Source organism: Streptomyces chrestomyceticus JCM 4735 (genome assembly GCF_003865135.1).
GTDB classification, from domain to species: Bacteria; Actinomycetota; Actinomycetes; order Streptomycetales; family Streptomycetaceae; genus Streptomyces; species Streptomyces chrestomyceticus.
The window spans coordinates 1,759,586-1,779,189 of record NZ_BHZC01000001.1 but is presented as its reverse complement, the minus strand read 5'-3'; the positions used below and the strand labels follow the sequence as shown (position 1 = coordinate 1,779,189).

Below are 19,604 nucleotides of genomic sequence, written 5' to 3'. Positions count from 1 at the left end.
GTGAGCAGGGGGGAAGGGCGGGGCGGCCCCGGTCACGGGGTGGCAGCAGGAGCCGGGACCGTCCTCGCCTCAGGGGCTGGCTGACGGCGACAGACGCTATTCGGGCCGCCGCGGCGCAGCGATGGACTCGGCACCGGGGTCATGGTGAATTCCTCCGGTGCCGTCCGCGGCCCGGCGGAAGTCGCCGGGGCTCAGGCCCGTCTCCCGGCGGAAGAAGCGGCAGAAGTACGCCGGGTCCCCGAACCCCACCCGGCGGGCCACCTGGGTCACCGTCAGGTCGGAACCGGACAGCAGCCGCTTCGCCTCCACGGTCTGTGCGTGCCGGATCAGCCGACCCGGAGTCCGGCCGGTTCCGCGCTTGACCAGTTCGGTCAGATGCCCTACGGAGACGCCCAGTTCGTCGGCGTAGGACCGTACGGAACGGCCCAGGGAGCCCGGCTGTGCCAGCAGCCGGGTGAACTCCCGGGCCACCAGGGCGGACCGGCCGGACGCGAAGTCCGTACGCCCGGCGCCGGTTTCGCCGGAACCGGGTGCGCCGCCCGGGCCCGGCGCGTTGTGCGGTGCGGACATCCGGAGCGCGCGGGCGATCAGTATGTGAAGCTGCGCCTGGAGCACCGACGTGAACGACGGGGCCCGCTCGCCGTACTCCCGCAGCATCTCGCCGACCAGGCCGGACAGTCGCGCCGCGTCGTCGGGGCCGGGCCGCAGCCACGGGCGTTCGCCCAGCCGGGCCAGCGCGTCCCGGTCGCCGGGGTGGGCCAGCAGGAAGTCGTCGGTGAACAGGACCACCCAGCCGCGCAGACCGTGCACCCCGTCCCAGTAGTGCACCTGGCCCGGCGTGATGAAGCACAGGTGGGGCGGGCACAGCGGCCGGCGGTCCTCGTCGAGGACGTGGGTGCCGGTGCCGCCCGTCACGTACACGATCTCGTGGAAGGAGTGCCGGTGCGGGAAACCGGCCCGGGAGAGCGGGCCGATGGTGTCGAAGGAGCCGATGGCGAAGGGCAGCAGGTGGGGGGCGGGCACGTCGAGGCGGTGCAGGGGTACGGGGCCGTCGGCCTGGTCGTTGCCGCCGCGCGGGGCGAAGACGTCCGGTGCGGGGCCCGCCTGCCGCCCGGCCCGGCGGGCGGCGGTCCGGCGGGCCCCCGCGGTCACCTGTTCGGTCCGTCTGGGCACGTCCTCACCATACGGACGCCCGCAAGACCGCGACCGGTCCCGGCAGGAACGATTCGGCTGAGCCGGTGCGGGACGGGACGGCAGTGGCGCCCGGGACGACCGGTCACCTCGCGCCATGGTCGTTCGCGCGGGGCGCACCACCTATTCGGTGAATGCGGCCCGCGCTGTCACCCCACGGTCGTACCGTGGTAGCGGTGGTGCAAGATCGGTGTACGAAGGAGCAACCGCCCATGGAGCGTGGCCCGTCGCACGGCGACGACAGGGTGGGCGCGGTGCCTCAGGTGCCGGCGCCACGGGACCCCGTGCCCGGGCGGATACCGCTCGCCGTAGTGGTGGTGGACGGCGACGGACTGGTCTCCCACTGGAGCACGGGCGCGCGCAGGCTCTTCGGACCCTCCCGCGAGGACGCGGTGGGGACGCCCGCCGTCGATCTGATGCCGGTCTCCGGCGCGCTCGGCGAGGAGGAGTGGACGGCGCGGAGCTGGGACGAGGAACCGGCGGGCGGCCCGTGCGACGGGCCCGGCCTGGAGATGTCGCTGGACGGCCGGGCCGGCTACCCCACCGCGGGGCGCGCCCGTATGGCGGACGTGGAGCGGGGCACGGTCGATCTCCTGTGGTGGGCGTATCCGCTGGTGGGCCCCGGTGCGGAGCGGCTGCTCGTCCTGGCCGCGGACGCCGACCAGTTGCACGGCCGCGGCGGCGCGGACGCGGCGTCCGGCCCGGCCGGCGAGGACGCCGCGGAGATCGAGCGTTTCGTCCCCGGCTTCGCGCTGCACACGGACTTCGAGGGGTCCGAGGTGCTGGCCGCCCAACTCCCGCAGATTCTGCCGAGCATGAGCCCCCAGGAGAGCGCCCGCATCGTCTCCCAGGTGCTGGCGCTGGGCTATCCGGTGCTGGAGGTCAGCCAGCAGGAGCGCTTCCCGGTCACCCCGGACTGGGGCGTGCCGCGCCGGGTGGAGCGGCGGGCCCGGCTGCAGCGGGCCGCGAGCGGCGACCGGGACGCGCGGGCCGCCGCCGAGGCCGCGGCGGAGCTGGAGTCCGACCTCGAATACGCCGCCGTACGGGAGCGCTTGGAGTTCCTGAACGAGGTCAGCGGCCGGATCGGCTCGTCCCTGGACCTGGCCCATACCATCCAGGAGGTCAGCGAGGCCGTCGTACCGCGCTTCACCGACGTCGCCGGCACCTACCTGCGCGAACAGGTCATCGCGGGCGAGGGCTTCCCCGACGGCCCGCCGGACGCCACGACCATGTGGCACCGCGTCGCGGTGGAGCACAACGACGAGCCGGGCCGGTGGGACGACGTCGTCCCGGTCGGCGAGTCGATGCCCTTTCCGGTGCACACGCCGTTCTTCCAGTGCATGACCACCGGTGAGCCGGTGCTGATCCCGCGCATCAGCGAGGAGCTGGGCAACGCGATCGCCGCCCAGTTCGAGAAGCGCGACATCAGTCCGCTGATCAACCGGCGCTCGCTGCTGGTGGTCCCGCTCAAGGCGCGCAACGTGGTCCTGGGCTTCATGATCCTGCTGCGCAATCCGGAGCGGATGGAGTTCAACGACATGGACCGGGTCACCGGCGCCGAACTGGCCGCCCGGGCCGGCCTCGTCCTGGACAACGCCCGCATGTACACCTACCAGGAGAACGTCGCCGAGACGCTCCAGGACAGCATGCTGCCGCACATCGCGCCCCGGATGGCCGGCTGCGACACCGCCACCCGCTACCTGCCGGGCACCCGCCTCGGCCGGGTCGGCGGCGACTGGTTCGACACCATCAAGCTGCCCGGGTCGCGCACCGCCTTCGTCGTGGGCGACGTGATGGGCCACGGCCTGAACTCCGCCGCGATGATGGGTCAGTTGCGGACGGCGGTGCAGACCATGGCCGCCATCGACATGCACCCGGCCCAGTTGCTGCGCAGCCTGGACGACCTCGCCCAGCGGCTCGGCGACAACTACCTCGCCACCTGCCTGTACGCGGTCTACGACCCGATCGGCCAGCGGCTGGTGATGGCCAACGCCGGGCACATCCCGCCGGTCCTGGTGCGGGCCGTGGACGGCCGCAGCGAGCTGCTGGAGCTGCCGACGGGCGCGCCCATCGGCGTAGGGGGCGTGCCGTTCGAGGCGGTCACGGTCCCGGTGGCGCCGGGCGACCGGCTGGTGCTGTGCACGGACGGCCTGGTCGAGGTGCGGGGCGAGGACATAGGCGTGGGCCTGGCGGCGCTCGCCGAGTCCGCCGCCCACCCGGCCGCCTCCATGGACGACGCCTGCGACGCCATCATCCGCGCGCTGAACGTACGCGGCGGCCGCAAGGACGACGTGGCGCTGCTGATGGCGCGGCTCAACGGCATCGCCCCGCAGGACGTCGCCGAGTGGCGGCTGGCCATCGACGCGCGCGAGGCGGGCCGCGCCCGCCGCCTGGTCCGCCGCCGGCTGGCGCAGTGGGGGCTGGAGGCGGCCTCGGAGACCGCCGAGCTGCTGGTCAGCGAGGTCGTCACCAACGCCGTACGGCATGCGCACACCCAGCACGTGGTGCTGCGGCTGGTGCGGACGGACGCCCTGCTGTGCGAGGTGTCGGACGACGACCACGCGCTGCCGCAGATGCTGAGCGCGGCGGACGACGACGAGTTCGGGCGTGGGTTGCGGGTGGTCAGCAGGCTCGCGCGGGAATGGGGCACGAGCCGGACGGCGACCGGTAAGACGGTCTGGTTCGAGCAGACTCTGTCCCGTATCGGAAGCAACTGGCCGCGCGACGGGCGCACGCCGGTCCGCGACAGCGCATGAAAGGACGGTCGCCGGACTTGCGGGGGTGTCGCGCGCCGCAGTAGCAATGAGCCATGAGCGCTTCGAGCCACTACCTGCGGGCCTGGGAAGGCTTCTGGCGGGACGCCCCGGCGGGTGCGGGCGAGGTCTTCTGGGACTCCGACCCCTCCCTGACGGCCGAGCTCCATCTGCCGCTCTTCGCCGCCCACTTCGACGCCGCGCTGCCGGTCGTCGACCTGGGCTGCGGCAACGGCACCCAGACCCGCTTCCTGGCGGGGCGCTGTCCGCGCGCGATCGGCGTCGACCTCTCGCCGGCGGCCGTCGCCCGCGCCCGCGCGGACGACCCGTCGGGCATGGCCGAATACCGCTGCCTGGACGCGGCCGACGCGGCGGCCGTGCGCGCGCTGCACGGCGAACTGGGCGACGTCAACGTGTACCTGCGCGGCGTCCTCCACCAGTGCGCCGCCGAGGACCGGCCCCGGATCGTACGGAACGTGGCGACGCTGCTGGGCCGGCGCGGCCGGATCTTCGCCGTCGAACCGGCCGAGGCGTCCAGGGACGTCTTCGCCTCCCTGGCGCAGAGCCCCGACGGTCCACCGGGCAAGCTCCGCGCGGTCCTCGCGCACGGCATCGCACCCGGCGAGATGGCCGACTCCGTCGTCCCCGAACTGCTCGCCGCCTACGGCCTGCGGGTGCTGGCCACCGGCCGCCTCCCGCTGACGACGACCGAGTACCGGGCGGACGGCTCCCGCATCGAGATCCCGACCAACTGGCTGGTGGCGGGGCGGCGGGCTGAGCGCAGCGGCGCTGGTCAGGGCTGCGCGGGGTGGAGTCCGGGGTGGAGAGGCCGGATGCGGGGGTCGGGCTGCGCGGCTGCACGCCGTCAGGGGGCGCCGTGGTGTGCTGGGCGCGGTGGCGCGCCGGGCGCCGTGGCACGCTGGGGCCGTGGGGCACCGGGCGCCGTAGGGCCGGGCGGGTAGGCGAGCCGCCCTACGGGGCAAATCGAACGAGATCATCCCCCCGGCGGGGGATACCCGGAGGCGGTCGGCGTAACCCCGCAGCCGGCCACTTCGCGGCCGTCCACCCACAGGCGCCCCCACGCCTTCCGCCCCCCCACTTCCCACCCCTCTCGCCCCCCACTCCCCACCCCCGCATCCCCCTCCAGACCCCCCGTACTTCCCCCGTACGGCGGAGACGCCCCGCCCTGTAGTGGGATGCGGGGCGGGGGCGGCGGACGGCACGGTGGTGCACGGCCGGGCAGTCCGGCCGCCGGCGGGGGCGTCGCCGGGTGGCGCGCCTGCCCGGAAGGGGGCCCGGACGGGTACCGGGCCCACACGGGGGTGGGGCCCGGTACGGCCCGCAGCGGGCCGGGGCGCGGCGCCGGACCGGCCGTACGGATGCAGTCGCGTCAAGGTCGGGAGTGCGGTGGCCGGTCCTGGTTATGGTGGGAGGCCTGCCCGGTGGCGCGGTCGGCCGGGCCGGTGCCGGAGCGGTCCGCCTGCTAGCTGTGACGGGACGGTGCGTGGTGAAGATCCTCATTTCCGCGGACATGGAGGGCGTCACCGGAGTGACCTGGCCGGACGACGTGCTGCCGGGCCACGCCCAGTGGCAGCGGTTCCGGCCCGTGTTCACCGGTGACGTCAACGCGGCGATCGCCGGGTTCTTCGACGGCGGCGCGGACGAGGTGCTGGTCAACGAGGCCCACTGGTCCATGCGCAACCTGCTGCTGGAGCAGCTCGACGAGCGGGCCCAGTTGCTCACCGGCAAGCACAAGGCGCTGAGCATGGTCGAGGGCGTCCAGTACGGCGACGTCGACGGCGTCGCGTTCGTCGGCTACCACACGGGCGCCGGCACGGAAGGCGTGCTGGCCCACACGTACCTCGCCAACTCCCTGACGGGCGTGTGGGTGAACGGCACGCGCGCCAGCGAGGGGTACCTCAACTCCCTGGTGGTGGCCGAATACGGTGTGCCCGTGGTGCTGGTGACCGGCGACGACCGGACCTGCGAGGACGCCGCCGGGTACGCGCCCGGGGCGCGGGCCGTGGCGGTCAAGGACTACGTCTCGCGGTACGCGGCCGTGTGCCGGCCCCCGGCCCGTACGGCGGCGGAGATCAGAGCCGCCGCGCGCGAGGCGGCGGCCCTCGCGGTGCGCACCGAGCCGGTGCGCGGCGGCCCGTTCACCGTGGAGATCGAGTTCGACGCCGAGCACCTGGTGGTCCAGGCGGCCTGCGTCCCCGGCGTCGAGCCCGCCGGTGAACGGCGCGTCGCGTACACCAGCGAGAACATGTACGAAGCGATCCGCTGCTTCAAGACGGTCACCACCGTCGTGTCGTCGGCGGTGGAGGAGCAATATGGCTGACAGCGCCGACGGCACGGCGGACCGCGACGGCGACGCGGTGGACGGACAGGCCCTCGACGAGGTCGTGCGGTTCACGTCCGATCTGATCCGTATCGACACCACCAACCGCGGCGGCGGCGACTGCCGGGAGCGCCCGGCTGCCGAGTACGTCGCGGAGCGGCTCGCCGAAGCCGGTCTGCAGCCGGTGCTGCTGGAGCGCAGCCCGGGGCGTACGAACGTGGTCGCGCGCGTCGAGGGCGCGGACCCGGGCGCGGCCGCCCTGCTGGTGCACGGGCATCTGGACGTGGTGCCCGCCGAGCCCGCCGACTGGAGCAGGCACCCGTTCTCCGGCGAGGTCGAGGACGGCGTCGTCTGGGGCCGGGGCGCCGTGGACATGAAGAACATGGACGCGATGGTGCTCGCGGCCGTCCGGCAGTGGGCGCGTACCGGCGTCCGGCCCCGGCGCGACCTGGTGCTGGCGTTCACGGCCGACGAGGAGGCCAGCGCCATCGACGGCTCGGGTTTCCTCGCCGACCACCACCCCGGCCTGTTCGAGGGCTGCACGGAGGGCGTCAGCGAGTCCGGCGCCTTCACCTTCCACGCGGGCGGCGGGATGCGGCTGTACCCGGTCGCGGCGGGGGAGCGGGGTACGGCCTGGCTGAAACTGACCGCCGAGGGCAAGGCCGGGCACGGCTCGAAGGTCAACCGCGCCAACGCGGTCAGCCGGCTCGCGGCGGCCGTGGCCCGTATCGGCGAGCACCGCTGGCCGGTACGCCTGACCGACACGGTACGCGCGGCACTCACCGAACTGGCCGCCCTGCACGGCATCGAGGCCCGCCTGGACGCCCCGGACTTCGACGTGGACACGCTGCTCAGCAAGCTCGGCCCGTCGGCCGCGCTCGTCGAGCCGACGGTCCGCAACAGCGCCAACCCGACGATGCTGGAGGCCGGCTACAAGGTCAACGTCATCCCGGGCAACGCCGTCGGGTACGTGGACGGCCGGGTGGTACCCGGCGGCGAGGCGGAGTTCCGCACCACCATGGACCGGCTGACCGGGCCCGAGGTGTCCTGGGCGTACGACCACGGCGAGGTGGCCCTCCAGGCGCCGGTGGACGCGCCGGTGTACACGGCGATGCGGGACGCGATCGAGCGCTTCGACCCGGACGGCCATGTGGTCCCGTACTGCATGTCGGGCGGCACGGACGCCAAGCAGTTCTCCCGGCTGGGCATCGCCGGATACGGCTTCTCGCCGCTCAAGCTGCCCGAAGGCTTCGACTACCAGGCGCTGTTCCACGGGGTCGACGAGCGCGTCCCGGTGGAGGCGCTGCACTTCGGCGTGCGGGTCCTCGACCACTTCCTGCGGGCGTCGACGGGGCGGCCGCAGCCCGGGGTGAGCGGCTGAAGGAACGTTGGGGCCGCCGGGACCGCGAACCGCCCGGCGGACCGCGAACCGCCGGGCCTTCCGCCCCTGGAGGCGCACCCCCGCCCGCCGGTTCCCCTCCGGACCGGTCGAATTCGGCCAGGCCGGGACCTCCGTGCGGAAACCGTACGGGTTGATGCCCGGCCCCGCGTACGACAGGCTTGGCGGCTCCAACGCCTGAGGAGGAACGCCACCATGGTCACCACGGCCCCCTACGGAGCCTGGCCGTCCCCGATCGACGCCCGGCTGGTCGCCGAGCACGAGGGCCGGCCCGAGTACGTCGGCGTGGTGGGGGACGAGGTGTGGTGGACCGAGGGCCGCCCCGCGGAGGGCGGCCGGCGCGCGCTGGTCCGCAGGCGTCCCGACGGCGCGGAACAGACACTGCTGCCGGAGCCCTGGAACGTCCGCAGCCGGGTCATGGAGTACGGCGGCCAGCCCTGGGCCGCCGGCGTGGACGCGGACGGCCGCACGGTCCTGGTGTTCTGTCACTTCGCCGACCAGCGGCTGTACGCCTGGGCGCCGGACGGTGACGCGGCGCCCCGCCCGCTCACCCCGGTCTCGGCCGTCGGCGGCGGGCTGCGCTGGGCCGACCCGGTCCTGCGGCTGGACCGGGGCGAGGTGTGGTGCGTCCTGGAGGAGTTCACCGGCCCCCGCCCGACCGACGTACGCCGGGTGATCGCCGCGGTGCCGCTGGACGGCTCGGCGGCCGGTGACCGCGCGGCCGTACGGGAACTGAGTGACGACCGCAACCGTTTCGTCACCGGGCCGCGGATCTCGCCGGACGGGCGGCGGGCCGCCTGGATCGCCTGGGACCACCCGCGGATGCCGTGGGACGGCACGGAGGTGCTGCTCGCCGACATCACCGACGGCGGCGGGTTCACCGGCGTACGGACGATCGCCGGCGGCGCCGAGGAGTCCGTACCGCAGATCGAGTGGGACACGGACGGCACCCTGCTGTACGTCTCCGACGCGGACGGCTGGTGGGAACTGCGCCGCGCCGACCCCGACGCCGCAGGGGCCCCCGGCAGGCGCCTGTGCAGGCCCCGCCAGGAGGAGTTCGGCGGCGCGCTGTGGCAGCTCGGCGCGCGCTGGTTCCTGCCGCTGGACGGCGGCACGATCGCGGTGCTGCACGGCCGCGGCGCCATGGCGCTCGGCATCCTCGACCCGGTCAGCGGAGAACTGGTGGACGCGGCCGGGCCGTGGACGGAGTGGGCGTCCACCCTGGCCGTGCACGGCAGCCGGGTGGTCGGCGTCGCCGCCAGCCCGCGCAGCGCGTACGAGATCGTGGAACTGGACACCTGTACGGGCCGGGCCCGGGTGATCGCGGCCCGGCACGCCGACGCGGTGGACCCGGTGCACTACCCCGAGCCGCAGCTCCGCACCTTCACCGGCCCCGACGGCCGCGACATCCACGCCCACATCTACCCGCCGCACAGCCCCGGCCACCGCGCCCCCGACGGCGAACTGCCGCCCTACGTCGTCCGGGCCCACGGCGGCCCCACCGGCCGCATCCCGCTCGTACTGAACCTGGAGATCGCCTACTTCACCTCCCGCGGCATCGGTGTCGTCGAGGTCAACTACGGCGGCTCCACGGGCTACGGACGCGCCTACCGCGAGCGGCTGCGCGAGCAGTGGGGCGTGGTGGACGTCGAGGACTGCGCGGCCGTCGCCGAGGCGCTGGCCGACGAGGGCACCGCCGACCGGCACCGGCTGGCGATCCGCGGCGGCAGCGCGGGTGGCTGGACCGCCGCGGCCTCGCTGGTGACGACCGGTCTGTACGCCTGCGCGTCGATCAGCTATCCGGTCCTCGACCTGGTGGGCTGGATCGAGGACGGCACCCATGACTTCGAGTCGCAGTACCTGACCGGCCTGATCGGCCCGTATGACGAGGTCCCGGACCGCTACCGCGACCGTTCCCCGCTGCGGCACGCGGACCGGATCACCGCGCCCTTCCTGCTCCTTCAGGGCCTCGACGACGCCGTCTGCCCGCCGGACCAGTGCGAACCTTTCCTCGCGGAGGTCAGCCGGCACGGCACCGCCCACGCCTACCTGGCGTTCGAGGGCGAGGGCCATGGCTTCCGCCGCGCGGAGACCATCGTCCGCGCCGTGGAGGCGGAACTGTCGCTGTACGTCCAGGTCTTCGGCATCGACCGTACGGACGTACCGGTGCTGGAACTGACGAAGTGACGGCTGGTCACCCCGGTACACGGACGGCGGAGCGCCCCCGGCGCCTGGCGCCCGGCGACCGGGTCGCCCTGGTCGCGCCGAGCTGCCCGGTCGACCCGGAGCGGCTGGACGCCGGGGCCGACCTGCTGCGCGGCTGGGACCTCGACCCGGTCGAGGCACCCCACGTACGCGGCCGGCACGTCACCCTGCCGTACCTGGCGGCCACGGACGGGGAACGCGCCCGCGATCTCCAGGAGGCGCTGTGCGACCCGGACATCGCGGCGGTCTTCGCGGCGCGCGGCGGTTACGGCGCGCAGCGCATGGCCGACCTCGTGGACTGGAAGGCCGTACGGGCCGCCTTCCGGGCACACGGCCCCAAGTCGCTGATCGGCTTCAGTGACGTCACCGCGCTGCACGAGGCGTTCGCGGTGCGCGCCGGGGTGGTCACGCTGCACGGCCCGGCCGTCGCGGGCGAGGTGTTCCTCAAGGACGAGCCGACCCGCGAACACCTGCGGCGCACGCTGTTCGAGCCCGCTTCGGTGCGGGCCGTCACCTCACCGACCGCCCGGCCGCTGGTGCCGGGGCGGGCGAGCGGCGTCACGCTGGGCGGCTGCCTGTCCCTGCTCGCCGCCGACCTCGGTACGCCGCACGCCCGCGCGGGCGCGGCCGGCGGCCTGCTTCTCCTGGAGGACGTGGGCGAGCCCCCGTACCGCGTCGATCGCGCCCTGACCCAGTTGCTGCGCGCCGGGTGGCTGACCGGCGTCGCGGGCGTCGTCCTCGGCTCGTGGGCCCGCTGCGGCCCGTACGAGGAGATCCGCGCGGTGCTGCTGGACCGCCTCGGGCCCCTCGGCGTCCCGGTGGCGGAGGAGTTCGGCTTCGGGCACGGCGACTCGGCGCTCACCGTGCCGCTGGGCGTACGGGCGGAGCTGGACGCGACGGCCGGCACCCTCACCTACGACGTACCGGCGCTGCGCGAACGCTCCTGACGGCGAATCCACCCGGACGAGCGATACGGCCTGCCCGCCACGCCCCCGGCGCCGCACTCGTACGGGTGATCCGCCGGAGCCCGGCCCCGGTGTTCGTGCAGCCCAACGGGTGGTCCGGGCGGAGCCTTTCGGATGGACCTGGCGCGGCTCGGGAGACAATCCCCGGTGCGAGCGTCGACACCTTGTTACTCGTGTCACGACATGAGCCGGCCGCCACCGACCGCCCGGTGCGGCGTGCCTTTGTGGAGGTCTGCGTGCCCAGCGTGTCCAGAGCCCTGCCCCGTGCCGCGGCCCGGCCCGTCCGGCGCGCGGCGCGGTCCCGGCACGTCCGGCTGCCGGTCTCCGCCTCGGTGTGCCTCGCGGCGTGCGCGGCGCTCATCGGGCCGGTGAGCGCCGCCGGGACGGCCGGCGCGGCGGGCAACCGGCACCCCGGGTACTCCGTCACCGCCCTGAAGCTGCCGGTACGGGCCGGCGGCCGCGACTGCGCCCTCGACGCCGACCTGTACCGCCCCACGGGTGTGGACGCCGCGCACCCGGCACCCGCCGTCCTGACCACCAACGGGTTCGGCGGCAGCAAGTCGGACGGCTCCACCGACGCCATCGCCCGCGCCTTCGCCGCCCGCGGCTATGTCGCGCTGGCCTACTCCGGCCTCGGCTTCGGCCGTACCGGCTGCCCGATCTCCTTGGACGACCCGCGCATCGACGGGCGGGCGGCGAGCGGGCTCCTCGACTTCCTGGCCGGGAAGCGGACGGCGCGGGACGGGACGCGCGTCGACTACGTCACCCAGGACGGCCCCGGGGACCCGAGGGTGGGTATGTTCGGCGGCTCGTACGGCGGCGCCATCCAGTTGGCCACCGCTTCCGTCGACGGACGGCTGGACGCCCTGGTCCCGCTGATCACCTGGCACGACCTCGGCTACGCCATGGCGCCGAACCACGCCGACCGCACCTCCGGCGTGACCGGCCCGGGCCCGGGCGCGTACAAGTACCAGTGGACCAACGGCTTCTACCTCATCGGCGAGGCACAGGGCCTGCTGCGACCGCGCATGGACCCCTCGCGCGGCGGCGGCTCGGGCTGTGTGCACTTCGTCGCGCAGGCGTGCGAGACCAAGAAGCTGCTGAACTCCGGCCACTACCCGGCCGCCCGCACGGAAGCCGTGCTCCGCTACGCGCGCAGCGTCTCCCCGGTCTCCTACCTCGGCTCGGTCCGCACACCGACCCTGCTCGTGCAGGGGCAGGCGGACACCCTCTTCACCCTCAACGAGGCGGCCGCGACGTTCGAGGCCCTGCGGGCACAGGGCACCGACACCGCGATGATCTGGCAGTCCTGGGGGCACAGCGGCGGCATGGCCGACCCCGCGAAAGGCGAACTCGACCTGTCGAAGGGCAACTTCGAGAGCAGCTACGTCGGGCGGCGGGTCCTCGCGTGGTTCGGCCGCTATCTGCGGCACGAGTGGGACGCCGACACCGGGCCGGCTTTCGCGTACTACCGGGACTGGGTGCGCCACGGCCCGGTGTACGGCACCTCTGAGGTCTTCCCCGAGGGCATCCCGCACCGGCTGTACCTCTCCGGCGACGGCCGGCTGGTGGGCAGCCGATCCGATGTGGTGCCCGGCAGCCGCTCGTACCGCAACTGGCGGATCTCCTCCAGCCATTCGGAGAGTTCGCTGGCCGAACTTCTGAGGCTGCCCAACCCCAAGCCGTACGACACCCGGGGCACCTACCTGGACTGGACGTCCGCCCCGGTCCGGGGGCGGCCCGTGGACGTGGTCGGCGCGCCGCGGGCCACCCTGCGGGTGGAGGCGCCCGCGGCCGAGCGGGTGCAGCACTCCGGCGACGCGGCCGACAAGCTGGTCCTGTTCGCCAAGCTCTACGACGTGGCGCCCAACGGCGCCAAGACCCTCGTGCACCGCCTGGTGGCGCCGGTCCGGGTGCCGGACGTGACCAGGGAGTTCACCGTCGACCTGCCCGCGATCGTGCACCGCTTCGAGCCGGGGCACCGGCTGCGGTTCGTGGTGGCCGCCAGCGACAACGCGTACTTCGGCAACCGCGGCACCAAGCAGGTGACCGTACGCAGCTCCCACGGGCACACCGGCACGCTCGACCTGCCGGTGGTCATGGAGATGCCGGACGGGGCCGACACGGCGGGGGAGCTGGACGGTTAGGGCGTGTCTTTCGGATCATCCTGGGCCCGCGACGCCTGGCACGGCACCTCGCGGCGTTGTCGCATCACCCACGGACACCCAGTCCGAGGGCAATGCTCCGCCTTGCGATGCACCGCACCAGGCGCCGCGGGCTGCTCCAGGCTGATCCAAAAGACACGCCCTAGCGGCGCCCGGTCGCGCGCCGGTCAGCTCTCGGTGACCGAGATGGCCTGGACCGGGCAGGCGCGGGCGGCCTCCCGTACCAGCGGGTCGCCCGCGCCGTCCTCGCGGCCCGGCAGCAGGGCGCTGAACCCCTCGTCGTCCTGGGTGAACACCCCCGGCGCGGTCAGCGCGCACTGACCGGAGCCGATGCACACGGACGTATCGATGTCGATCTTCATGGCGGCTCTCTTCCGTTCGTCTGCGGACACGCGGGGTACGGCCGGCCGTCCGCTCACCAGGTGACGGGCAGTTCGACCAGGCCCTGGAGGGTGTGGCCGGGCTTGTGGGGGACCTCGGCGGCGGGCACCGCCAGCCGCAGGCCGGGGAAACGGGCGAAGAGCGTCGCGAAGGCGATCTCCATCTCCGCGCGGGCCAGGTTCTGGCCCAGGCACTGGTGGACGCCGAAACCGAAGGCCACGTGGTGGCGGGCGGAGCGCTGCCAGTCCAGGGTGTCCGGCGCGTCGTAGGCGGCGCCGTCCCGGTTGACGACCGAGGTGGAGAAGATCACGCCGTCGTCCGCCCGGATCGTCTCGCCGCCCACCTCGATGTCCTCGGTCGCCACCCGTACCAGCCCGTCGGCGATGGACAGGAACCGCAGCAACTCCTCCACGGCGTCCGGGACCAGCGACGTGTCGGCACGCAGCGCGGCGAACTGCTCCGGGTGCTCCAGCAGCGTGAAGGTGCCCAGCGAGAGCATGTTGGAGGTGGTCTCGTGGCCCGCCACCAGCAGCAGCAAGGCCATGCGCGCCAGCTCGTGGCGGCTCAGCTCGCCGGTTTCCAGGCGCTCGGCGATCAGCTCGTCCAGCAGGCCGTCGCCCGGCTGTTCGCGCTTGCGGGCCACCAGGCCGGTGAAGTAGTCCTCCAGCCGGTCGCGGGCCTCGGTGACCTCCTGCGGATCGACGCTCTGCAGGAGGGTGCGGGACAGCTCCTCGAAGAGTTCGTGATCGGCGTACGGGACGCCCAGCAGCGAGCAGATGACCATGGACGGCACGGGCAGCGCGAAGGCGGACACCAGCTCCGCCGGGGGACCCTGCTTCTCCATGGCGTCCAGCAGCCGGTCGACGGTCTCCTGGATACGGGGGCGCAGCGCGGCGACGCGCTTGAGGCTGAAGCTCGGGATCAGCATCCGGCGCAGCGTGTTGTGCTCGGGGTCGTCGACCCCCAGCAGCGGGGTCCGCACGGCGCGCAGCGACTCGAAGCGGGGCGCGGGGGAGGGGAAGGCCGGATTCTGCCGGTCGGCGGACAGGCGCGGATCGGTGAGCAGCGCCCGGGTCTCGGCGTGGCCGGTCACCACCCAGGCGGTACGGCCGTTGTAGAGCCTTACGCGGGACAGCGGCCGGGCGTCACGCAACGGCTGGTAGCCGACGGGCGGCTGGTACGGACAGGTGCGGTCCTGCGGGAAGGGCAGAGCCTCGGTCATGGGACCTCCTGGCAGAAGGCTGCGGGGCGACGGTGTCGATGGGCTCCTGTGACAAGGCTGGCGGACGGCGGGTCGGGGGGAGATAAGGGCGGCGAGCGGACGGGGCGGGGCCGGGGCGGAGATGGTCCGGTGCGGACCACCCTCCACTCCATGCCCTATGCACGTAATACGTCCATGCGCAGACCGGCCAATTCCGGCCGGGCCGCGATGGGCCGCGCTGCGCCGCACAAGGCCGGGCGGCCCCGGTCGCTCCCGGTCATTCCCGGCAGAGCAGGGTGTCGATCACCGAGTCCAGGTAGCGGTCGCGGTCCGCCCCGCCGGGCAGGCTCTCCGGGACGGCGTGGCCAAGCTGGGTGTGGCCGAGATACGCCGTGTACGCGAGGAGGCCCCGGCGGCGCGCCTCGGCCGCCGGGAAGCCCAGCGCGGTGAACAGCTCCGCGACATAGCCGACCCGGCGGTCCGTCACCCGGCGCAGGACCGCCGCGACGCGTGGCTCCGCCGCCGTCGCCAGCAGGGAGACCTCCAGCGGGTCCGCGGCCGACGCGGCGGACGCGTACGCGAACAGGTCGCGGAGTCGCCGTTCCGGGTCGGGTTCCGCCTCGACGGTGGTGATGACGGCCTCGGTGTGCAATTGCTCCCAGCGTTCCAGCGCGGCGTCGACCAGCGCGTCCCGGTTGGCGAAGTGCCAGTAGAAGCTGCCCTTCGTGGTGCCGAGCCGGGCGGCGATCGGTTCGACGGCCACCGCCGCCAGGCCGCCTTCGCCGATGGCCACGAGGGCGGCCGCGGCCCAGTCCTCGGCGGTCAGGCGGCGCCGGCCGTCGGTCTTCCTGCTGCGGCGGGGCCCGTCCGAAGGGGTGCCGCCTGAGGGGGTGTCCGATGGGGTGCCGCCGGTGTCCTGCGGGCCGTCCGTGCTCCGTCGCGCCATGACCATACGCTACCGTACGGTCAAACATACGCCGCCGTATGGAGGTGCCCGATGCGCCCGGTCCGCGATGTCCACACCCGCACCGTCCAGGCCCCCGCCACCACGGTCGGGGCCCTGCTCGACCGACTGGCCGGCGACGACGACCCGCTCTTCCCGGTGCCCGTCTGGCCCGCCATGCGCTTCGACCGCCCGCTGGGTGTCGGCGCGACCGGCGGCCACGGCTTCGTCCGCTACCGCGTCACCGCCTACGAACCGGGCCGCCGCGTCCGGTTCGACTTCCCGGGGGGCGGCCACCACACCGTCGAGGTGACCTCGCTCGACGCCGGCGGCTGCCGGGTGACCCACGTCCTGGAGAACCGGCTCAGGGGCGCGAAGCGGGTGGCGTGGCCGCTCGCGGTGTACTGGATGCACGCCACCGTCGTCGAGGAGATGCTCGACAACGTCGAACGCGCCGCCACCGGCGCGGTCCGCGCCCCGGTCCGCCGCTCGCGGTGGGTGCGGCTGCTGAACCGGCTCCTGTGGGAGCGCCCCGTCGCCGTACCGGTTCCGCCCGCAGCGCGGCTGGCCCGTACCGCCTTCGCGCGTCCGGACTTCCAGGACGCCTGGCAACTGCCGCTGCCGCCCGGTATGCCGTGCGACCCGGCGGCCTGGAAGGGCGTACTGCGCGGCGCGTTCCCCGAGAAGGGCCGCGCCACGACCGCGGACGGCGGGGAGATCCTGCTGGGCCAGGACGCCCGGCACCTGGACTTCCGGGCGTCGCTCCTGGTCGAGAGCCCGGCCGTGGGGGCGGACGGGCGGACCGTCGGCCACGGCGGCCGGGTGACGCTCAGCACGGTCGTGCGCACCCACCACACGGGCGGGCGGCTCTACTTCGCGGTCGTCCGGCGCGTTCACCCGGTCCTCGCCCGCGCGATGCTCCGCCGTACGCACCGCAGGCTGGCGCTGGCCGCACCGAGCGCGGGGGAGCGGGAGTCGGCGGCACGCGCCGCGCGCGCCGGGTACCGTCACCGGACACGGCCGTAACGGCTCCCGGCATCCGCACCGCGCCGGAGCGCCCGCACGCGCCGCCGACGGACGGACGGACCGGGTGACTCCGGGCGGCCGCGCAGGACGACGACGAGGGAGTGCGACCGATGACCACGGGCGATACCTGGGCCCCGAGCGAGGAGAGCGGCGCCGTGCGGCCTGCCCTGACCCCCGAGGTGTACGACGCGTCCGCGCTGCCGGGCCCGCTGCCGGCGGACGGCGCCCGGGAGGTGTCGCTGTGGCTGGTCCGCAGCGTGCCCGAGGCCGGGCTGCACGACACGGCGGTGCTGGACGCGGCCGAACGCAAGCGGACCGCCGCGTTCGTCCGGCCCGGCGACCGCGACACCTACGCCACCTCGCACAGCGCGCTGCGCCGCCTGCTCGGCGCGTACCTGGACCGCGACCCGGCCGGCATACGGTTCGTCCGCGAGCCCTGTCCCTGCTGCGACGAGCCGCACGGCCGGCCGGCGGTGGCGGGGGCCGGGGTGCCGCTGCACTTCTCGCTCTCCCACACCGGTGACATGGCACTGATCGGCTTCGCCCGTACGCCCGTCGGCGTGGACATCGAGAAGCCGGCCTCGCCCCGGACCGTGGCGGAGGTGTCGGGCATGCTGCACCCGCGGGAGCGCGCGACGCTGGACGCCCTGCCCGAGGCCGGGCGGCCGGCCGCGTTCGCCCGCTGCTGGACCCGCAAGGAGGCGTACCTGAAGGGCACGGGCAGCGGCCTGGCGGGCGATCTGATGACCACGACGCTGGTCGGTGCCGGGCCGGAGCCGGTCGCGGTGCCGGGGTGGGAGATGGCGGACGTGGCGGTGCCGGAGGGGTACGCGGCGGCCTGCGCGATCCGCGCGGCGGCTGCGACCGGCTGACCGGCCCTGACCGGAGCGGCCCGGACGCCGACCGCCGGAATCCAGGCTTCCGCCGGAGTCCTGACTTCCGGCGGAATTCCGGGTCCTACCGGGCCGCCGAGGTGACGACTCGCTCACCCGATCGATATACCTGGCGGCCCGGCCCGTGGCTTCGTACGATCGGACGATGGCTGACGATCACTATCTCGCCACCGGCCCGCGGGTCGGGCTCCGGCACTTCACGGCGGCGGACCGGGCGGAGTTCACGGCGCGGGCCCGGGAGAGCGTACGGATGCAACGGCCGTGGCTCTCCTCGCCGACCACCGACGCGGCCTACGACAGCTACTTCGCCAAGCTCCAGGAGCCGTCGCGCGAAGGGTTCCTCATCTGCGAGCTGGAGAGCGGCCGGATCGCCGGCTTCCTGACCGTCAACAACATCGTGTACGCCGCCTTCCGCTGCGGGGCGGTGGGATACGGCGCCTTCGCGCACGCGGCCGGGCGGGGGCTGATGAGCGAAGGGCTGCGGCTCGCCATGGGCTACGCCTTCGGCGAGCTGGGGCTGCACCGCCTGGAGATCAACATCCAGCCGGGCAACGAACGCTCGATCGCCCTGGTCAAGCGCGCGGGCTGCCGGCTGGAGGGCTACTCGCCCGACTTCCTGTTCATCGACGGCGCCTGGCGTGACCACGAACGCTGGGCCATCACCAGCGACATGTTCGAAAGGACCTGATGTCCGAGACCACTCCCGAGGCCACCTCCGGGATCACCTTCCGGCGCCCCGTCCCGGTGCTGCGCGTCTTCGACGTGGCCAAGGCGCACGCGTTCTACCTCGGCTACCTGGGCTGCGCCGTCGACTGGGAGCACCGCTTCACCCCGGACCTGCCGCTCTACACACAGGTGTCCCGAGGGGGCCTGGTCCTGCACCTGTCCGAGCACCACGGGGACGGGACACCGGGTTCGGTGGTGTACGCCGAGCTGAGCGGCGTACGGGCGCTGCACGCCGAACTGACGGCGAAGGACTACCCGTTCCAGAAGCCCGGCCTGGAGGAGGACGCCGAGATCGGCCTGTCGCTGACCGTCACCGATCCGTTCGGCAACCAATTGCGGTTCAACGAGCCGCCGGGGGACCGGGCCGAGCCGTCGGCTGAGTGAGGGGGCGCCGGGAGGCCGTCCGTCCGACGTCTGCCCGGCACCTGCCCCGTACCGCCGAAACCCGGTTGAAGTCCGCGGGCCCGTGCGGTGAGATGGCCCGATGCGCCGCATCGTGCTCCTCGACGCCCCCTCCAATCTCGGGCTGCGTCCCCCCGCGCCGGGCACCGTGCCTGGCTGCTACAAGCTGGCGGGTGCCCTGCGCGAGCAGGGGCTGCTGCGGCGGCTCGGCGCCCTGGAAGGCGGCGTCGTGACGCCGCCCCGCTACGACCTCGGCGGCTGGCGGGAAGGCGAGGGCGACTTCAACGCCGCCGCCATCGCGGACTACACCCGGCGGCTCGCCGCCCGTGTCGAAGCGCATGTGCGCGCGGGCGAGTTCCCGGTCCTACTGGGTGGTGACTGCTCCATCCTGCTCGGGGCCGTCCTGGGGCTGCGCCGCGTCGGGCGGTACGGCGTCGCCTACCTGGACGGGCACGGCGACTTCCGCCACCCCGGCAACACCGACCGCACCGGCCCCGTCGGAGCGGCGGCCGGTGAGGGCACCGCGCAGATCACCGGCCGCGGACAGGCCGACCTCACCGGCATCGACGGCCTCGGACCGTGCGTACGCGACAGTGACCTGCACATTCTCGGCATCCGCGACGACGACGAGGACCGCGCCGAACTGACCTCGCTGGGCATCGCCCACCGCACGGCCGGCGAGATCCGGCGGCAGGGCCCGGAGGCCGTCGCCCGCACGACCCTGCGCGACCTCCAGGACACGGCGCCGGACGGCTTCTGGATCCATCTGGACGCGGATGTGCTCGATCCGTCGGTCATGCCCGCCGTGGACAGCCCCGATCCCGGCGGTCTGTCCAGCGAGGAACTGCGCGACCTGCTCGCCCCGTTGGCGGCCTCGCCGCGCTGTGCGGGGCTGAACCTCACCATCTACGACCCGGACCTCGATCCGGAAGGAAGCGGAGCGGCGCTGCTCGCGGACCTTCTGGAAAGCGTTCTCGCCCAGCTCTGACCGGCTCTCGGCGATTCCGGCCGCC

At 74.1% G+C, this 19,604-nt stretch carries 16 protein-coding genes; 12 read left to right on the top strand and 4 right to left on the bottom strand.

Going from position 1 to position 19,604, the window contains the following annotated elements; translation table 11 throughout:
- Positions 1-96: 96 nt before the first annotated feature.
- Positions 97-1,038, bottom strand: a complete 942-nt coding sequence (locus EJG53_RS07225) for an AraC family transcriptional regulator (RefSeq protein WP_125049221.1) — start codon at positions 1,036-1,038, stop codon at positions 97-99.
- A gap of 365 nt (positions 1,039-1,403) precedes the next feature.
- On the opposite strand from EJG53_RS07225, the gene EJG53_RS07220 reads away from it, so the two are divergent.
- The 7 genes from EJG53_RS07220 (at position 1,404) to EJG53_RS07190 (ending at position 13,001) form a co-directional block, all read left to right on the top strand.
- On the top strand, positions 1,404-3,947 hold the full coding sequence (locus EJG53_RS07220) for a SpoIIE family protein phosphatase (protein ID WP_125044146.1): 2,544 nt from the start codon (positions 1,404-1,406) through the stop codon (positions 3,945-3,947).
- Positions 3,948-4,000: 53 nt separating this feature from the next.
- Positions 4,001-4,906, top strand: a complete 906-nt coding sequence (locus EJG53_RS07215; RefSeq protein ID WP_307721670.1) for a class I SAM-dependent methyltransferase — start codon at positions 4,001-4,003, stop codon at positions 4,904-4,906.
- A 545-nt stretch (positions 4,907-5,451) separates the two neighbouring features.
- A complete protein-coding gene (locus tag EJG53_RS07210; protein WP_125044145.1) occupies positions 5,452-6,285 on the top strand; it encodes a M55 family metallopeptidase in 834 nt (277 codons plus the stop codon).
- Positions 6,278-7,666: a M20/M25/M40 family metallo-hydrolase gene (locus tag EJG53_RS07205; protein ID WP_125044144.1), complete on the top strand. Its 1,389-nt coding sequence runs from the start codon at positions 6,278-6,280 to the stop codon at positions 7,664-7,666. The genes EJG53_RS07210 and EJG53_RS07205 overlap by 8 nt, the downstream gene beginning before the upstream one ends.
- A gap of 213 nt (positions 7,667-7,879) precedes the next feature.
- On the top strand, positions 7,880-9,871 hold the full coding sequence (locus EJG53_RS07200) for a prolyl oligopeptidase family serine peptidase (protein WP_125044143.1): 1,992 nt from the start codon (positions 7,880-7,882) through the stop codon (positions 9,869-9,871).
- Positions 9,868-10,836 (top strand): S66 peptidase family protein, encoded by a 969-nt coding sequence (locus EJG53_RS07195; RefSeq protein WP_125044142.1) that lies wholly within the window; start codon positions 9,868-9,870, stop codon positions 10,834-10,836. The genes EJG53_RS07200 and EJG53_RS07195 overlap by 4 nt, the downstream gene beginning before the upstream one ends.
- Before the next feature lie 254 nt (positions 10,837-11,090).
- Positions 11,091-13,001: a CocE/NonD family hydrolase gene (locus EJG53_RS07190; RefSeq protein ID WP_125049220.1), complete on the top strand. Its 1,911-nt coding sequence runs from the start codon at positions 11,091-11,093 to the stop codon at positions 12,999-13,001.
- Positions 13,002-13,186: 185 nt separating this feature from the next.
- On the opposite strand, the gene EJG53_RS07185 is transcribed toward EJG53_RS07190, so the two are convergent.
- The 3 genes from EJG53_RS07185 to EJG53_RS07175 all read right to left on the bottom strand — a co-directional run bounded on the left by EJG53_RS07185 (position 13,187) and on the right by EJG53_RS07175 (position 15,547).
- A complete protein-coding gene (locus EJG53_RS07185; RefSeq protein WP_125044141.1) occupies positions 13,187-13,381 on the bottom strand; it encodes a ferredoxin in 195 nt (64 codons plus the stop codon).
- Between the two features lie 53 nt (positions 13,382-13,434).
- Positions 13,435-14,622: a cytochrome P450 gene (locus EJG53_RS07180; protein ID WP_125044140.1), complete on the bottom strand. Its 1,188-nt coding sequence runs from the start codon at positions 14,620-14,622 to the stop codon at positions 13,435-13,437.
- 256 nt (positions 14,623-14,878) lie between these two features.
- Positions 14,879-15,547: a TetR/AcrR family transcriptional regulator gene (locus tag EJG53_RS07175; protein ID WP_371858661.1), complete on the bottom strand. Its 669-nt coding sequence runs from the start codon at positions 15,545-15,547 to the stop codon at positions 14,879-14,881.
- Positions 15,548-15,598: 51 nt separating this feature from the next.
- Here EJG53_RS07175 and EJG53_RS07170 point away from each other — a divergent pair, with 51 nt between their 5' ends.
- The 5 genes from EJG53_RS07170 (at position 15,599) to EJG53_RS07150 (ending at position 19,579) form a co-directional block, all read left to right on the top strand.
- On the top strand, positions 15,599-16,570 hold the full coding sequence (locus EJG53_RS07170) for a DUF2867 domain-containing protein (protein WP_125044138.1): 972 nt from the start codon (positions 15,599-15,601) through the stop codon (positions 16,568-16,570).
- Between the two features lie 110 nt (positions 16,571-16,680).
- Positions 16,681-17,442 carry a 4'-phosphopantetheinyl transferase family protein gene (locus EJG53_RS07165; protein WP_125044137.1) on the top strand — a complete coding sequence of 254 codons (762 nt, stop codon included), beginning with the start codon at positions 16,681-16,683 and terminating at the stop codon, positions 17,440-17,442.
- Between the two features lie 166 nt (positions 17,443-17,608).
- Entirely contained in the window at positions 17,609-18,151 is a 543-nt protein-coding gene (locus tag EJG53_RS07160) for a GNAT family N-acetyltransferase (protein ID WP_125044136.1), read from the top strand.
- On the top strand, positions 18,151-18,573 hold the full coding sequence (locus EJG53_RS07155) for a glyoxalase superfamily protein (protein WP_125044135.1): 423 nt from the start codon (positions 18,151-18,153) through the stop codon (positions 18,571-18,573). The genes EJG53_RS07160 and EJG53_RS07155 overlap by 1 nt, the downstream gene beginning before the upstream one ends.
- Positions 18,574-18,673: 100 nt before the next feature.
- Complete coding sequence (locus EJG53_RS07150; protein ID WP_125044134.1) at positions 18,674-19,579, top strand: arginase family protein; 906 nt, start codon at positions 18,674-18,676, stop codon at positions 19,577-19,579.
- Positions 19,580-19,604 lie beyond the last annotated feature (25 nt).

Bases quoted from the DNA above. Each gene is read 5' to 3' on its own strand.
- EJG53_RS07205 (WP_125044144.1), top strand. From the start codon at position 6,278: ATGGCTGACAGCGCCGACGGCACGGCGGACCGCGACGGCGACGCGGTG.
- EJG53_RS07150 (WP_125044134.1), top strand. From the start codon at position 18,674: ATGCGCCGCATCGTGCTCCTCGACGCCCCCTCCAATCTCGGGCTGCGT.
- EJG53_RS07220 (WP_125044146.1), top strand. From the start codon at position 1,404: ATGGAGCGTGGCCCGTCGCACGGCGACGACAGGGTGGGCGCGGTGCCT.
- EJG53_RS07170 (WP_125044138.1), top strand. From the start codon at position 15,599: ATGCGCCCGGTCCGCGATGTCCACACCCGCACCGTCCAGGCCCCCGCC.
- EJG53_RS07160 (WP_125044136.1), top strand. From the start codon at position 17,609: ATGGCTGACGATCACTATCTCGCCACCGGCCCGCGGGTCGGGCTCCGG.
- EJG53_RS07180 (WP_125044140.1), bottom strand. From the start codon at position 14,622: ATGACCGAGGCTCTGCCCTTCCCGCAGGACCGCACCTGTCCGTACCAG.
- EJG53_RS07215 (WP_307721670.1), top strand. From the start codon at position 4,001: ATGAGCGCTTCGAGCCACTACCTGCGGGCCTGGGAAGGCTTCTGGCGG.
- EJG53_RS07200 (WP_125044143.1), top strand. From the start codon at position 7,880: ATGGTCACCACGGCCCCCTACGGAGCCTGGCCGTCCCCGATCGACGCC.
- EJG53_RS07175 (WP_371858661.1), bottom strand. From the start codon at position 15,547: ATGGCGCGACGGAGCACGGACGGCCCGCAGGACACCGGCGGCACCCCA.
- EJG53_RS07185 (WP_125044141.1), bottom strand. From the start codon at position 13,381: ATGAAGATCGACATCGATACGTCCGTGTGCATCGGCTCCGGTCAGTGC.
- EJG53_RS07165 (WP_125044137.1), top strand. From the start codon at position 16,681: ATGACCACGGGCGATACCTGGGCCCCGAGCGAGGAGAGCGGCGCCGTG.
- EJG53_RS07155 (WP_125044135.1), top strand. From the start codon at position 18,151: ATGTCCGAGACCACTCCCGAGGCCACCTCCGGGATCACCTTCCGGCGC.